Here is a 15,158-nt window from a genome sequence, read left to right on the forward strand (position 1 = left end):
AGGATCTCCGGCGCCATGCAGAATGACGCACAGACATACACACAGGCGGGCGCGGAGGCGGGCGCGCGGACGCCGGCCGCGTACAGCAGCTTCGTCGCGGTCGGCGACTCCTTCACCGAGGGCATGTCCGACCTGCTGCCCGACGGGTCCTACCGGGGCTGGGCGGACCTGCTCGCCGCCCGCCTCGCCGCCGCTTCCCGCACCGCGACCGGGGGCGGGGACGGGGACGGGGACGGGATCGTGGACCGGACCGCGACCGGGACCGGTCAGCAGCCGGTGCCGGGGAACGGTCCGGGCTTCCGGTACGCGAATCTCGCCGTGCGCGGCAAGCTGATCCGGCAGATCTCCGAGGACCAGGTCGACGTGGCCGCCGCGATGGGCGCCGACCTGATCACCCTGGTCGGCGGCCTCAACGACGTGCTGCGGCCCAAGTGCGACGTGGAGGAGGTCTGCGCGGTCCTGGAGAGCTGTGTCGAACGGCTCGCGCCGGCCTGCGGCCAGCTCGTCCTGATGCGCAGCCCCGCCCGGCGCGGGCCGGTCGCCGCCCGCTTCCTGCCCCGGATGGAACAGCTCTTCGCCTTCCTCGACGACCTCGCGGCCCGCCACGGCGCCCTGGTCGTCGACCTCTACGGCGCCGAGGTCCTGGGCGACCAGCGCATGTGGGCCGACGACCGGCTCCACCTCACGGCGGACGGCCACCGGCGCGTCGCCGAGGCCGTCTGGCAGACCCTCGGCCATCCCGCCGAGTCCGACTGGACGGTCGGTCTCCCCCCGGCGGTCCGCCCCGGCTGGACCGCCCGCCGCACGGCCGACCTGCGCTTCACCCGCCGACACCTCGTCCCGTGGATCGGCCGCCGCCTCACCGGCCGCTCCTCCGGCGACGGCCGCCCCGCCAAGCGCCCCGACCTGCTGCCGTGGGCGGCCGGTCCGTCGTACGACGACTGATCCGCCGTACGACGGGTCGCCCGTCAGCCCAGCGGCAGGTCCAGGTGGGACTCCTCTCCCGGCGGGGAGCTGACGGTGGTCGTGCTGCCCTCGACGTCGGCGTCGGAGTAGAGCTTGTCCTTGCTGTTGACGACCAGGGCCAGCCGGTGGCCGACGGGCACGTCGTAGGCGGCGGCCTGGAGCTGCCAGGTGACGGTGGTGTCCTGGCCGGGCACGAGGTCGGACAGGGTGTACGGCTCGTGCGTGACGATCCGCGCCGTCCGGTCCTCGGCGATGTCGAAGAGGTACGCGACCAGGGTCGTGGACGCGGCGGAGCTGCGCACGGTCAGCCGGACCTCGGGGATGCCGCGAATCCGGCGCGCCACGTGCCGGTCCGCGCCCGCGGGCAGCGGATCGGTGGCCCACAGCGCCAGGTGCTGCCGGTCGAACTTCTCCGTCTCGTAGGTCTTCGGATTGCCGTTCCACTCGGCCTTGCCGGTCGCCACGATCCCGTCCACCGCCGTGGCCTCGGTCAGGTGCCCGGCGATGAACCCGCGCGACCAGCCGGGCGCGGGCTCCTCGGTCAGTGACCCGTCCCGGCGCCCGGCCCCGGTGTTGGCCAGATACCAGCGTTCGGTGGAGACGGTGACGTCGCCCCAGGTCTGCCGGGGTTCGCGCCGCGCCGGGGTGACGACGGTGTCGTCTCCGGTGCCGGTGCCCGGCCGGGTCTCGTAGGTGAACATGATCTGGTTGTTGACCTGCGGCCAGTCGGGCACGTCGTTCGCCTCGCCCCGCAGGTGGTGGTCGAGCCAGGCGTACGCCTCGGCCATCGCGAGGTTGGGGCCGGTCGGCCCGGCCAGCGGTCCGGTCAGTCCGGGACCCTCCGGCACCGCGTGGTCACCGATCCACATGTTCAGCCGCTTGGGGACGGTGAGGCGGTTGAAGGTGGCCAGCACCTGGTTGACCGGGAACAGGCCCTCGTGCCAGGTGTTGGAGATGAAGGTCGGCACACCGCGGTCGTTGGTGGCGTCGGTGTACGCCTCCGGCGCGCGCTCCGTGCCCCACGCCACGACCCTGTCCATGTTCAGATTCGCGTGGAAGTCCGCCAGGATCTGCTGGGTGGCCTCGTCGAATTTGCGCTCCACGGGTCCGCCGGTCAGGGCGAGCAGGACGGCCACGGCCTGGAGGTGCCGGGTGTCGTGGTGGTAGAGGCTGGTGGCCAGATTGCCCCAGGTGCTCAGCGCCACGACCGCGTCCACCCGGTCGTCGTTCGCCGCGACGAGCTGGCTGATCCCGGACCCGTAGGACTCGCCGAGGAATCCGATCCTGCTCGGTGCGAAGTGCTCCTGCGCGTAGTCGATCACCGAGGACCCGTCGGCCCAGTCGTTGGGTCCGCCGACGTCGATGAAGCCGCCCGAGGTGAACGGGCCGTCCACGTACCCGTGGCCGGGGATGTTCACGGTCAGGCCGATCCCGCGCGGGGTGTACGCCAGCACGTGGTAGCCCTTGAGGGCCAGGGTCAGGTGCGCGTACTCGAACAGCGGCCAGCCGACCGGGGTCCAGCCCGCGGGGAGGATGACCAGCGGGCGCGGTTCCGCGGAGTTGTGCCTGATGGTGTGCGCCGCCAGCCGGGTCCCGTCCTGGGCCCGGATCCACGGGAAGCCGACGGTGGCGACCCGCAGCACGTCGTCGGTGAGCCGGCGCAGGTCGCGCGGCAGCAGGTTCTGGGTGGTGTTGCCCTGCAACGCGGCGACCAGCGCCTCGCCCAGGTTGGCCGCGTCGGGATTGACGCTCGCGCCCGTGCCCCAGATGCCGTTGTCGGCGACCTGGGTCAGTTGGGCGGTGGTGACCGCGCGGACCTCGTCCTGCGGAGGTCCGTCCCCTGATGACGTGCTCATGAGCGTGTTCCTTCCGTCTCGGTCCCGGACAGCCGGGTGACCGGGTAGCAGAACATGTGGCAGAAATCGTGCGAATCGCCACACCTCGATCGTGGGACCTCGCCGATCACCGGGGACAGGGCGCGAACCGACGCGCGGAAGCGTCCGGGCGGCCGCGTACGCCCGGCGCAGACCTACGACAGACCCGGGTCGACTCGGCAGTGGTACGGCGCCGGGGGCACCTGCGGCGCGCGGCGGTCACGGCCCCGTTCCCGGACCGCTGACCAGGGCTCCGGCGCGTGTGACCGGCGGAATCCGGCCGCCCGGATACCCGGTAAACTCTCCGCACGTGACTGCTAAGCCGCGCATCCCCAATGTCCTCGCCGGCCGCTACGCCTCGGCGGAGCTGGCCACCTTGTGGTCTCCCGAGCAGAAGGTGGTGCTGGAGCGCAGGCTGTGGCTGGCCGTGCTGCGGGCGCAGAAGGACCTGGGGATCGAGGTGCCGGAGCAGGCCATCGCGGATTACGAGCGGGTGGTCGAGCAGGTCGACCTCGGCTCGATCGCGGAGCGCGAGAAGGTCACCCGGCACGATGTGAAGGCGCGCATCGAGGAGTTCAACGCGCTGGCCGGGCACGAGCAGGTCCACAAGGGCATGACGTCACGGGACCTGACGGAGAATGTGGAGCAGCTTCAGATCCGGCTGTCGCTGGAGCACGTCAGGGACCGTGCGGTCGCGGTGCTCGCGCGGCTGGGGCAGCTCGCGGGTGAGTACGCGGAGCTGGTGATGGCGGGCCGCTCGCACAATGTGGCGGCGCAGGCGACGACGTTGGGCAAGCGCTTCGCGACGACCGCGGACGAACTGCTGGTGGCCTTCGAGCGGGTCGAGGACCTGATCGGCCGCTATCCGCTGCGCGGCATCAAGGGTCCGGTCGGCACCGCGCAGGACATGCTGGACCTGCTGGGCGGCGACAGCGCGAAGCTGGCGGATCTGGAGCAGCGGATCGCCGACCACCTCGGCTTCTCGCGGGCCTTCACCTCGGTCGGCCAGGTGTACCCGCGGTCGCTGGACTACGACGCGGTGACGGCGCTGGTGCAGCTCGCCGCCGGTCCCTCGTCGCTGGCCAAGACGATCCGGCTGATGGCCGGGCACGAGCTGGTCACCGAGGGCTTCAAGCCGGGCCAGGTCGGCTCGTCGGCGATGCCGCACAAGATGAACACCCGTTCCTGCGAACGCGTCAACGGCCTGATGGTGATCCTGCGCGGTTACGCGTCGATGACCGGCGAGCTGGCGGGCGACCAGTGGAACGAGGGCGATGTGTCGTGCTCGGTGGTGCGCCGGGTCGCGCTGCCCGACGCCTTCTTCGCCTTCGACGGGCTGCTGGAGACGTTCCTGACGGTGCTGGACGAATTCGGCGCCTTCCCGGCCGTCGTCGCCCGCGAACTGGACCGCTACCTGCCGTTCCTGGCCACCACGAAGGTGCTGATGGGCGCGGTGCGCGCGGGCGTCGGCCGCGAGGTCGCGCACGAGGCGATCAAGGAGAACGCGGTGGCGTCCGCGCTGGCCATGCGCGAGCAGGGCACCGAGCGCAACGAACTGCTCGACCGGCTCGCCGCCGACGCGCGGATCCCGCTGGACCGCGCGGGTCTCGACGCGCTGATGGCCGACCGGCTGTCGTTCACGGGCGCGGCGGCCGGACAGGTCGCCGAGGTCGTCCGGCGGATCGAGGACGTCACCAAGGCGCACCCGCGGGCCGCCGCGTACCGCCCCGGCGCGATCCTCTGACCACCGGGACGAGCAGGACGAGCAGGCGGCAGCCCGTATGACTCCGGAACAGCTCACGGCGGCCCGCGACCGCACCCTGGACGATGTCATCGGGGGCGGTCTGCGGGTGCTGTTCTGCGGGATCAATCCGGGGCTGATGTCCGCGCATCTCGGGCAGCACTTCGCCCGGCCGGGCAACCGCTTCTGGCCCGCGCTGCACGCCTCCGGTTTCACCCCGCGCCGGTTCGCCCCGGCCGAGCAGGAGGACATGCTCGCGCTCGGCCTCGGAATCACCAACGTGGCCGGGCGGGCGACCGCGCGGGCCGACGAGCTGACGGCGCGGGAGCTGGTCGAGGGCGGGAAGCAGCTGACCGCGAAGGTCGAGGAGTACCGGCCCGGCTGGCTCGCCGTGCTGGGCGTCACCGCCTACCGGGTGGCCTTCGCGGACAAGCACGCCCAGGTCGGCCCGCAGGAGCGGACGATCGGCGCGACCCGGATCTGGGCGCTGCCGAGCCCCAGCGGCCTCAACGCGCACTGGTCGCCGGCCGCTCTCGCGGAGGAGTTCGCCCGGCTGCGCGTCGCCGCGGGTCACGAGCCGAAGCCGTAGCCCCCCGCCCTGCCGTTCCGCCTGGGCCGGCGGGACGGCCGCGCGCGGCACCGGCACTCCACCGGTCCCGCGCACCGTCCCCGTAGGACGTTTTGGCGTCCCGTCAGCGCTTACGGGACGCCACGCGTCTTGGCGGGTACGGGCGACCACTCGCCGCGACGGCCCGCGCCCGGTACGATCCGCCACACACAGGTACAGGCTGGGAGGACATACGTTGGGGCGGCTCACCGGCGGGGACCCATCCCTGCTCCGGCGGATCAATTCCGCGGTCGTCCTCCATGCGCTGCGCGGGGCGCAGGCCCCGACGCTGACCGAGCTGGTGCACAGCACGGGACTGTCGCGGCCCACCGTCGAGGGCGTCATCGAGGGCCTGGCCGAGTCGGACCTGGTGGTCGAGGTGGCCCCCGAGGGCGCCGACGCGCGCAAGCAGGGCCGTCCCGCCCGCAGGTTCCGTTTCCACGCCGAGGCCGGGCATCTGCTGGGCATCGAGATCGGCGCGCACCAGGTACGGGTAGTGCTGTCGGACCTCAGCGGCCAGGTGCTGGGCTCGCACGGCCGCGAGGTCGACGAGGCCGCGTCCGCCGACGACCGGCTGGAGCGGGTCCGCGGCACGGTCGCCGAGCTGCTGCGCAAGGCCGGGGTGGCCCGCAGCACCCTGTGGGCGGTCGGCGTGGGCAGCCCCGGCATCGTGGAGGCGCACGGCGAGGTCCGGCTGAGCACGGCGCTGCCCGGCTGGACGGGGCTGCCGCTGGGCGAGCGGCTGCAGCGCTCCTTCCGCTGTCCGGTGCTGGTGGAGAACGACGCGAATGTCGCGGCGGTCGCCGAGCACTGGAAGGGTGTCGCGGTCGACACCGACGACGTGGTCTTCGTCCTGGCCGGGCTGAGCCCCGGCGCGGGTTCGCTGATCGGCGGGCGGCTGCACCGCGGCTTCGGCGGCGCGGCGGGCGAGATCGGCGCCCTGCACCTGCTGGGCCGCGAGGTCACGCCCGAGCACCTGCTGTCGACCACCGGCACCCCGCTGCACCCGCTCGACGAACCGGCGGTCGCGCGGGTCTTCGCGCTGGCGAAGAAGGGCGACGTACAGGCCAAGGACGCCGTCGAACGCTTCCTTCGCCGCCTGGTGCACGACGTCGCCGCGCTGGTGCTGGCGATCGACCCGGAGCTGGTGGTCGTCGGCGGCTGGGCGGCGGGCCTCGACGGGGTCCTGGAGCCGCTCCGTTCCGAGCTGGCGCGCTACTGTCTGCGGCCCCCGAAGGTGACGCTGTCCGCGCTCGGGCAGGAGGCCATCGCGACCGGCGCCCTGCGGCTGGCCCTGGACCATGTCGAGGAGCAGCTCTTCGCGGTGGAGCAGACGTCACTGGCGCGGCACTGACGTATCAGTACCGCGCCATGGTGACGTCGGGTCGGCGCACGGCCGCCGGGCTCGGCGCCTCCGGTGGTCTGGACCGGTGGGCGCTCGCCGCCGGGGCAGCCGCCCGGTTCAGGAAGCCTGGCGGCTGTCGTCCTGGTGATGGGTGACCTCAAGAGCACCCGAGTCGCCGAAGGTCAGCCGGCAGGTGTCGGCGCGGTACGTGGCCACCGACGCGGCGGCGACCCGGCCCTCGGAGAAGTAGCGGGTGGTGACGACCAGGACGGGCGCGCCGGGCAGCCGGTCGAGCTGCTTGGCGTCCTGGGCGCTGGCCGAGCCCAGCTCGACGGAGCGGTCCTCGCCCTCCAGCTCCAGCGTGTGCAGCTCGCGCAGGACGGCGGGGCCGTGGTTGGCGGGCGTGAGCATCGTCGACAGCTCGGGCACCGAGGCCGGGGGCACGTACAGCAGCTCGGTCGCGACGTGCTGGCCGCGCATCACGCGCTCGCGGCGGATGGTGTGCACCGCCTCGTCGCCGCCGGTGCCGAGGAGCGCGGCGATCGGGCCGGGCGCGGCGGCCTCGACGCAGCCCACCGTGTTCCAGGAGTCACGGCCGGAGCCGGGCCACGCCTCGGCGACCGGTCCCACGGACACGCCCATCCGCGGCGGTGCCACGGTGGTGCCGACCCCCCTGCGCCGCTGGAGGCGCCCTTCGAGTTCCAACTGTTCGAGCGCCTGCCGGAGCGTCGCGCGCGCGACACCGAAGCGGGCGGCCAGGTCCCGCTCGTTCGGCAGGATCTCACCGACCTCGAACTCCGAGTCGAGGGCGTCGTTCAGCACGGTCTTCAGGTGCCAGTACTTCGGCTCCTGCACCGATTCGAGCTGCGTGGTCCCCACCCTGTCCTCGCAATCACCGGGTCCGCGACGGGCTCTGGCTTGTCGGCCACGCCCTCGGCTTGTTCAGCCTTGTTTCCGAACCACTATTTATTAAAGGTCCTTGCACTACTACGTCTCGAAGATAGAGCCGCCTCGTGAACTTGGTCAAGACCAATCCTCGAACGCGACGGCCTGCTATGGGGCGGACGCGCGAGACGTTCATGAGTTGTTGACGGTGTGCTGAGACGCCGTTCGTGATGTCCGTGGGAAACGACGCGGGTGTTGACCTGGGCATGACTGAAACCCGACGGTGATACGGGGTAACGCCACGGAAACCCGCCGCGGCCGACCGGGGAGCACAATCCGTGTGCCCCGCCCTCGTTCCACCGTTTGTTGAATCCAGAGGAGCACCATGTCAGGACCCGTCGTGGACGCGGAGAAGCCGTCGTCCGCACCACCACCCGCGGCCAGTCCGCTGGACCGCTACTTCCGGATATCGGAGCGCGGATCCACGCCCGGCCGGGAGATACGCGGCGGTCTCGCCACCTTCTTCACGATGGCGTACATCCTCGTGCTCAACCCGATCATCCTGGGCAGCGCCACGGACAAGTTCGGGCACCACCTCTCGGTCGCCCAACTCACCACCGCCACCGCGCTGGTGGCAGCCGTGATGACCGCGATCATGGGCGTCGGCGGCAACCTCCCGCTGGCGATCGCGGCCGGTCTCGGCCTGAACGCCGTGGTGGCCTTCCAGCTCGCGCCCAAGATGAGCTGGCCCGACGCGATGGGCCTGGTCGTCCTGGAGGGCCTGCTGATCTGCGTGCTCGTCGCGACCGGCCTGCGCGAGGCGATCATGAACGCGATCCCGCAGCCGATCAAACAGGCGATCAGCGTGGGCATCGGCCTGTTCATCGCCTTCATCGGCTTCGTGGACGCCGGATTCGCCAGCCGTATCCCCGACGCGGCGAAGACGACGGTCCCGGTGCAGCTCGGCGCGACCGGGACGCTCACCGGCTGGCCGGTGCTGGTCTTCTGCCTCGGTGTGCTGCTGACGGTCGCGCTGGTCGCGCGGCGGATCAAGGGCGCGATCCTGATCAGCATCGTGGTCATGACGATCGTGGCGATCGTCGTCAACAAGATCGCCGACCTGCCCGACTCGGCGTGGGGCCTGACCGTGCCCAAGGTGCCGCACCATGTGACGTCCACGCCCGACTTCGGGCTGATCGGTCACTTCAGCCTCTTCGGCGGCTTCCGCGAGGCGGGCATCGTCACGGCCGCGCTCTTCGTCTTCACCCTCGTGCTGTCGGACTTCTTCGACGCGATGGGCACGATCGTCGGCATCTCCAACGAGGCCGGTCTGCTGGACGAGCGGGGCCGGGTACCGAACATCGGCCGCGTGCTGTTCATCGACGGCGCCGCCGCCGTCGCGGGCGGCGCGGCCTCCGCCTCCTCCAACACCGCCTACGTGGAATCCGCCGCGGGTGTCGGCGAGGGCGCCCGTACGGGTCTGGCCAGCGTCGTCACCGGCGCGCTCTTCGTGGTGGCGCTCTTCCTGACCCCGCTCGCCGGCGTCGTCCCGTCCCAGGCCGCCGCCCCCGCCCTGGTCGCCGTCGGCTTCCTGCTCATGGCACAGGTCCGCACCATCGACTGGACGCAGTACGACATCGGCATCCCGGCCTTCCTCACCATCGCCGTGATGCCCTTCACCTACAGCATCACCAACGGGATCGGCGCGGGCTTCCTGTCCTTCGTCGTGATCAAGATCGTGCTGGGCAAGGCGCGCGAGGTGCATCCGCTGGTGTGGGGTGTGTCGGTGTGCTTCCTGGCGTACTTCGCGATCGACCCGCTCCAGCAGGTGCTCGGCGCCAAGTAAGCACTCACGGAGGTCTGATGACGCGCCGCACGGTCCCTCGGCGCCGCCGAGGGACCGTGCGGGATGCGCCGCGCGCGGCGGCACCGGGCGGACGACGCCCCGACCGGGACGGGGGCGCCCGGTCGGGGCTGCTGGCCGGACCGGTGTCGCGCACCGGCCCGTACTGTCACAACTCGCCCACCCCAGCGGGAGTTCCCGGCCGCGCGGAATTTTGCCATCCGGCTATGGGGCGTCCGCCGCCGGAACGGTTCGCCGATCGCGGTCGGGTACCTGCTCGGGAGGCCGGTGCTCGGGAAGCGGCTTCGTGGGAAGCGGCTTCGCGGGAGGCCGGTTCGCGAGAGGGCGGTTCGCGGAAGGTTCCTTCGCGAGCGGCCGTCGGCGGGACCGCAGCGCTCCCGAGCCGACGGCGACGCCGACCGCGACCAGGACGCTGCCCGCGAGTTGACCCGCCCCGAAGGTGCCGACCGCCACCAAGGGCGCGGTCACCGCGGCGGACACCGGGATCAGCCCGGAGAAGAGGGTGGCGCGCTCGGTGCCGATCCGCTGCACGCCCGCGTACCAGCACAGGAATCCGATCACGGTGGCCACCAGCGACTGCCAGCCGAGCGCCAGCGCCTCGGATCCGGTGGGTACGCGGACCGCCGCCCGGCCCTCGGTCACCAGCCCCAGCGTCCCCGCCTCCACGGCGGCCAGCGCGCACACGCACGCCGACAGCAGCGGCGGCCCCAGCGGCTTCACCAACGGCGCCGCGAGCAGAGCGAATCCGCACTCCCCCACCAGCGCCATCACCGACCAGAACAGCCCCACGCCGTCCGTGCCGCCCCAGCCCTGCACCACGAAGGCGCCGGACGCCACGAGCACGGCCCCCGCGGCGACCGTCCGCGTCGGCCGCCGCCCCGCCCCGAGCGGTACGAGCACCGCGACCACGACCGGGGCGCACCCGACCAGCACGCCCGGCACCGCCGGTTCCGCGGTGCGCTCGGCCGCGAGGATCGCGAGGTTGAAGCCGACCATGCCGATCGCCGCCACGCCCGCCGCCAGCGCCCACTGGCGTACGGTCAGCGCCCGCAGTCTCCGCACGGCGCCTTTGCGCGCGGGCCACAGGAGCAGCAGACAGGCCGAGCCGTAACGCAGCGCCTGGCCGCCCGCGTGCGGATAGTCCACGAGCGCGCCGCCCGCGGTGAAGGACGCGCCGACCAGGACACAGGCGACAGTGGCGAAGAGGAAGCCGGCGCGTGGGGATGAGTTCATACGACGACGGTATGGAGACAAGCGGTCCGGTTTAAGGTCCATTCCCATGGGAGTTAAGAGGACCAATTCGGATGGTGCCGGTGCGGTCCCGGAGGGGGCGGGCGGCGCGCCGACCGCGGCGGCCGGGTCGGACGTACTCCGGACGGCGGTCCCGGCGGGCCCGCCGGACGGCGGGCGGCACGGCGCCCAGCCCGAGGGGTGGACCGCCGCGTGGGAGCTGTTGCTGCCCTCCGCGGGGGCGTCGCCGCGAGGGCGGGGGCGGGCGCTCCAGGCGGCGCTGCGGGACGCCGTGCGCTCGGGGCGGCTCGCGCCCGGCACGCAACTGCCCGCCAGCCGCGAACTGGCCGCCGACCTCGGCGTGTCGAGGGGCCTGGTCACCGACGCGTACGCGCAGCTCACGGCCGAGGGGTATCTCAGCGGGCGGCAGGGCTCCGGCACGTGGGTGACGGGCGCGGGCGCCGTACCCGTACCGGCCGCGACGGCCATGCCCGCCGTGGACGACCGGGGCGGTCCCACGGACCTCAGGCCGGGTCTGCCGGACCTCTCCCTGTTTCCGAGGGCCGCGTGGTCGGCCGCCCACCGGCGGGTGATCGCCCGGCTCCCGCACCGCGCCTTCGGCTACCCGGATCCGCGCGGCCTGCCCGAACTGCGCGAGGCGCTGGCTGAGTTGCTGGCCAGGCGGCGCGGGGTGGCCGCGGACCCCGACCAGGTGATGGTCTGCTCCGGCGTGGCCCAGGCACACACCCTGCTCGGCTTCGTCCTGCGCGGGCGCGGCGAGCGCGCGACGGCCGTCGAGGACCCGGGCAGCCCCGAGCAGAGCGGGCTGCTCGGCGCGACGGGGCTGACGGCGGTGCCGGTGCCCGTCGACGAGGAGGGCCTGTCGGTGACGGCGCTGGCCGCCGCCGGAGTACGGTCCGCCATCGTCACGCCCTGCCACCAGTTCCCGACCGGGGTCGCGTACTCGGCGCGGCGGCGCGCCCAACTCACCGACTGGGCCCGTACGGTCGACGGTCTCGTCATCGAGGACGACTACGACGGCGACTTCCGCTACGACCGCGCGCCGGTCGGCGCCCTCCAGGGCCTGGCCCCCGGCCATGTCGCCTACACCGGCTCGGTGAGCAAGACCCTCGCCCCTGGGCTGCGGCTCGGCTGGCTCGTCGCGCCGCCGGACATCATCGCCGACGCCGCCGCGCGCAAGCGCACGATGGACCTCGGCAACCCGGTCACCGAGCAGGCCGTCCTGGCCGACTTCCTCACCTCCGGGCAGTACGACCGCCACCTCCGCCGCTGCCAGCGTCTCTACCGCCGCCGCCGCGACACGCTCACCACCGCGCTCGCCGCGCACTTCCCCGGCGCCACGACCAGCGGCATCGCCGCCGGTCTGCACGCCATCGTCACCCTCCCACCGCGCTACGGGCCCCCGTCCCGTCTGCTGTCCGCCGCGACCTCCGCCGGAATCACCCTCCGCCCCCTGTCCGACTACGAGCACGCGCCGACGCGGGTGCCCGGCGTCCGGCTGGTCATCGGGTACGCGCACCTGTCCCCGGAGTCGATCACTCGCGCGGTCGAGCTGCTGGCCAGGGCGGAGTCGGCCGCACCGCGCTGAGACGAGCGGTCCGGAGCCCGGCCTCAGCTCTCGTCGTCCGCCCGGTCGGCGCTGGTGTAGTCGAGGATCGAGGCGGCCTCGGCGCGGCGGGCGTCGGCCGTGGGGTCCTGGGCGTCGGCGTATTCGGCGGTGACGGTACGGGCGCGGGTGGCGGCGGCGGTGGGGCGGGCGAGGTCGGCTTCCAGCCAGGCGGCCATGAGGGTGGCGGCGGTGCGGTCGTCGCGGGCGGTGGCGCCCAGCGGGGTGAGGGTGGCGATGGCGAGGTCGGCCAGTGCCAGGGCCTCCTCGTGGACGGCGTCCGTGTCGCCCGGACCGTCGTCGGAGCCGTCGGTCCCGCCCGCCGCGCGTAGGACGATCTCGGCGGTCTGGCGGTAGGTGTCGGCGAGGTCCACGCGCAGGTGGCCGGTGGCCGTCCCGTCGTCGGGGTCGGCGGTTTCGAGTGCCTGTCGCACGGTGTCGGCGGCGGCGGTCATGAGGGAGCGGGCCACGGTGATGCCGCCGCGGCCTTCACCGACTTCGATCCAGGCGCGGGCGCGCAGGGTGCGGATCAGGGCGTGCGGGTCGCCCACGGCGCGCCAGAGGTCCTCGGCGCGGGCGTAGGCGCGTACGGCCTCGTCGTGCAGACCGGCGCGGTTGAGCGCGTCGGCGGCGAGATTGGCGAGCATGGCGTGGTCGCAGGGGTCGTCCCAGCCCTCGGCGATCCGGGCGGCGCGCAGGAACTGCTCGGCGGCCTCGCGGGCCTCGCCGAGGTCGAGTTGGCACTCGGCGAGCCACCAGCGGGCCTGGACGATCTGGGCTTCGTTGCCGCCGCGTTCCAGGTCGGGAAGCACGGACTCCAGGACGCAGGCGCCCTCCTCGGCCCGGCCGAGCCGCCGCAGCGCGCCGCCGAACAGCAGCCGGGCGGTGGCGCCCATGTCGTCGCCGTGGCCGGCCTCGTCGGCCCAGGTCGCGGCCTCCAGCGCCTCGGCCGCGGCCTGTTCGTCGTCGCCGAGCGCGGCGCGCGCCTGGGCGATGAGCAGGTGCAGATGGGCGCGGTGCGGCGGTTCGAGTACGTCGGCGCCGTGGTCGAGCGCGGCGCGCGCGCAGTCGGCCGCGGTCTCGGGGTCGCCGCCGCGCAGTGTCAGGTCGGCGAGGGCCGCCTCGGGCTCGGCCGCGTACCAGGGCTGTTCCGCCGCGTGGTGCAACTCGGCTCCTCGGGTGAGGAGTCGGACGGCCCGCTCGCCGTCGCCGCGGCCCGCGGCGAGCCGTCCGAGCATGACGGTGGCGTCCGCGAGGCGTCCGGTCATCCCCGGCTCGGCCTGGTGCTCGTCGCTGAACTCGGCCACGTCGGCGGCCTGTTGGGCGGCCTCCGCGAGCGCGGCCCGCCGGGCCTCGTCGTCGCCTCCCGCCGCGGCGGCCAGCAGGACGCGGCAGCGCAGCAGCCCCGCGCCGCTGACCTGGCGGGCGGTGGCCCGCTCCCCGCCGTGCAGGTCGCGCAGCACCGCGCACTGCTCCTCGACCGCCCGCAGCGCCTCGTCCGCCTCGCCGGTGAGCGCGAGCGCGTAGGCGGCGCGGGCCCGGCTCGCCGCGGCCTCCCCCGGCTCCCGCGCGTCCTCGAACTGCCGCGCGGCGCGCAGGAACAGCTCGCGGGACCGTACGGGTTCGCCGATCGCGGCCATCGCGGCGTTGTCGGTGATCTCCGCGCGCGCCGCGGCGTCCACTTCGGCGCCGGTCCGTTCCACGGCGGCGGCCACGTCCGCCCACGCCTGGTGGGCCCGCGGGTCGCCGCCGCCGCTGAGCCGCCGCGCCTCGGCGACCATGTCCGGCAGGTCGTCGGCGGCGGGTTCTGCCGGTACGGAGTCGGCCCGCGGCGGGGGAAGGGCCGGTCCCTCCTCCGTGCCAGCCGCCTCGCCGAGCCGCGCCGCCCGAATTCCCAACGGCAGCCGCTCCAGCAGGGGTTGGCGCGCCATCCGCTCCCGTACGGCCTCGGAGACGGCCCGTGTGCCGTTGCGGGCGTCGAAGCTGTGCGCCAACTCCAGGGCGCGGGTGCGGGCATGGGTGTGCAGGTCGGCGGCGGTCCAGTCGCGTCCCGCCGGTCCCGGCACCGGTCGGTCGGCGTGGCCGAGCGCGGTGAGCCGTGCGGTGAGCAGCGCGGTGACGGCGTGGTGGTCCATGAGGCTGTCGGGGTCGCCCGCGGCGGTGAAGTGCGCGGGGTGTGCGGCCAGGATCTCCAGGCCGCGCGCCTCGTTGCCGGTGAGCGCGCAGAATTCGATGTGCTGGGCGACGGCGGACCGCATGCTCTCCATCGACCGGACCATCCGGTAGCCGCGCAGGTGGTTGGCGCGGGCCAGGTCGGCGCTGCCGGTCCTGAGCAGCGGCAGCAGCGAGGAGGCCAGCACCCCGTGCGGCTCGTGCGCACACGTCAACTCGCCCGCCAGCACCGGCTGCCAGCTCTCCAGCGCCCGCCGGTCGTCGCCGAGGCGCACCCGCCAGCCGCCCTGGGCGTGCAGTTCGCAGGCGTGGCAGTCGCTCATCACGTCGCGGTCGGCGGCCAGCCACGCGGCGAAGGCGGCCTCGGCGCGCGGCAGGTCGCCGATGTGCCGGGCGATCCTGAACTGGCCCTGCCGTACGGCGCGTTCGGAGTATCCGGCGAGCCGGTAGCGGTGTTCCATCTCGGCCTGCCACTTCTCGATGGCGGCCAGCGGGATGTGCGGCTGGTCGAGCATGCCGCTGGAGACCCATTTGAAGTACCAGTGCAGGCTCTTGGCGCTGAACTCGTCGAAGTCGCCCGGCTGTTCGTCCCACATCCGCAGCGCCTTCGCGAAGGGCACGAATCTCTTGTCGGACTCGGAGCTGTAGTTGTACGCGGTGAGCAGATTGAACAGCGCCTCGATGATCAGCGGCCGGTCACCGGTGCGCTCGGCCTCCTCGGCGATGCGCTCGGCGCGGGCGTTGCGGGCCGCGCCCTCCGGCTCCGCCGCGTTCTCCTGGATGGCCCGGCGCAGATCCGCCGCGGTCGTGGGCTCGCCGGTCATCGTGGACCCCCCGGGACACCGCG

At 73.5% G+C, this 15,158-nt stretch carries 10 protein-coding genes; 6 read left to right on the forward strand and 4 right to left on the reverse strand.

Translation table 11 applies throughout. The features are described 5' to 3' along the window. Positions 1-123 precede the first annotated feature (123 nt). Complete coding sequence (locus tag ACIQCJ_RS18850; RefSeq protein ID WP_402712134.1) at positions 124-945, forward strand: SGNH/GDSL hydrolase family protein; 822 nt, start codon at positions 124-126, stop codon at positions 943-945. A 23-nt stretch (positions 946-968) separates the two neighbouring features. Here ACIQCJ_RS18850 and ACIQCJ_RS18855 read toward each other — a convergent pair whose 3' ends face one another. Continuing rightward, on the reverse strand, positions 969-2,822 hold the full coding sequence (locus tag ACIQCJ_RS18855; protein ID WP_402711956.1) for a CocE/NonD family hydrolase C-terminal non-catalytic domain-containing protein: 1,854 nt from the start codon (positions 2,820-2,822) through the stop codon (positions 969-971). Between the two features lie 328 nt (positions 2,823-3,150). Between ACIQCJ_RS18855 and purB the strand changes: the two genes are divergently transcribed. The 3 genes from purB (at position 3,151) to ACIQCJ_RS18870 (ending at position 6,542) form a co-directional block, all read left to right on the forward strand. After that, a complete protein-coding gene (purB, locus tag ACIQCJ_RS18860) occupies positions 3,151-4,584 on the forward strand; it encodes an adenylosuccinate lyase (RefSeq protein WP_402711957.1) in 1,434 nt (477 codons plus the stop codon). Positions 4,585-4,621: 37 nt separating this feature from the next. After that, a complete protein-coding gene (gene mug / locus ACIQCJ_RS18865) occupies positions 4,622-5,170 on the forward strand; it encodes a G/U mismatch-specific DNA glycosylase (protein ID WP_401311128.1) in 549 nt (182 codons plus the stop codon). Between the two features lie 214 nt (positions 5,171-5,384). Continuing rightward, positions 5,385-6,542 carry an ROK family protein gene (locus ACIQCJ_RS18870; RefSeq protein ID WP_355341235.1) on the forward strand — a complete coding sequence of 386 codons (1,158 nt, stop codon included), beginning with the start codon at positions 5,385-5,387 and terminating at the stop codon, positions 6,540-6,542. 108 nt (positions 6,543-6,650) lie between these two features. Here the strand turns inward: ACIQCJ_RS18870 and ACIQCJ_RS18875 are convergent, their stop codons facing one another. Beyond that, positions 6,651-7,412, reverse strand: coding sequence for a GntR family transcriptional regulator (locus ACIQCJ_RS18875; RefSeq protein ID WP_355341238.1), 762 nt, complete (start codon positions 7,410-7,412; stop codon positions 6,651-6,653). A gap of 391 nt (positions 7,413-7,803) precedes the next feature. Between ACIQCJ_RS18875 and ACIQCJ_RS18880 the strand changes: the two genes are divergently transcribed. Then, a complete protein-coding gene (locus ACIQCJ_RS18880; protein WP_402711958.1) occupies positions 7,804-9,264 on the forward strand; it encodes an NCS2 family permease in 1,461 nt (486 codons plus the stop codon). A 222-nt stretch (positions 9,265-9,486) separates the two neighbouring features. Here the strand turns inward: ACIQCJ_RS18880 and ACIQCJ_RS18885 are convergent, their stop codons facing one another. Then, positions 9,487-10,515, reverse strand: a complete 1,029-nt coding sequence (locus tag ACIQCJ_RS18885) for a DMT family transporter (protein ID WP_402711959.1) — start codon at positions 10,513-10,515, stop codon at positions 9,487-9,489. 46 nt (positions 10,516-10,561) lie between these two features. Between ACIQCJ_RS18885 and ACIQCJ_RS18890 the strand changes: the two genes are divergently transcribed. Beyond that, positions 10,562-12,121 (forward strand): PLP-dependent aminotransferase family protein, encoded by a 1,560-nt coding sequence (locus ACIQCJ_RS18890; protein WP_402711960.1) that lies wholly within the window; start codon positions 10,562-10,564, stop codon positions 12,119-12,121. 23 nt (positions 12,122-12,144) lie between these two features. On the opposite strand, the gene ACIQCJ_RS18895 is transcribed toward ACIQCJ_RS18890, so the two are convergent. Next, a complete protein-coding gene (locus ACIQCJ_RS18895; protein WP_402711961.1) occupies positions 12,145-15,135 on the reverse strand; it encodes a tetratricopeptide repeat protein in 2,991 nt (996 codons plus the stop codon). Positions 15,136-15,158 lie beyond the last annotated feature (23 nt).

The sequence above is a fragment of the Streptomyces sp. NPDC093221 genome, from assembly GCF_044753885.1.
GTDB lineage: Bacteria > Actinomycetota > Actinomycetes > Streptomycetales > Streptomycetaceae > Actinacidiphila.

Bases quoted from the DNA above. Each gene is read 5' to 3' on its own strand.
- ACIQCJ_RS18850 (WP_402712134.1), top strand. From the start codon at position 124: ATGTCCGACCTGCTGCCCGACGGGTCCTACCGGGGCTGGGCGGACCTG.
- ACIQCJ_RS18855 (WP_402711956.1), bottom strand. From the start codon at position 2,822: ATGAGCACGTCATCAGGGGACGGACCTCCGCAGGACGAGGTCCGCGCG.
- mug (WP_401311128.1), top strand. From the start codon at position 4,622: ATGACTCCGGAACAGCTCACGGCGGCCCGCGACCGCACCCTGGACGAT.
- ACIQCJ_RS18880 (WP_402711958.1), top strand. From the start codon at position 7,804: ATGTCAGGACCCGTCGTGGACGCGGAGAAGCCGTCGTCCGCACCACCA.
- ACIQCJ_RS18885 (WP_402711959.1), bottom strand. From the start codon at position 10,515: ATGAACTCATCCCCACGCGCCGGCTTCCTCTTCGCCACTGTCGCCTGT.
- ACIQCJ_RS18890 (WP_402711960.1), top strand. From the start codon at position 10,562: ATGGGAGTTAAGAGGACCAATTCGGATGGTGCCGGTGCGGTCCCGGAG.
- ACIQCJ_RS18895 (WP_402711961.1), bottom strand. From the start codon at position 15,135: ATGACCGGCGAGCCCACGACCGCGGCGGATCTGCGCCGGGCCATCCAG.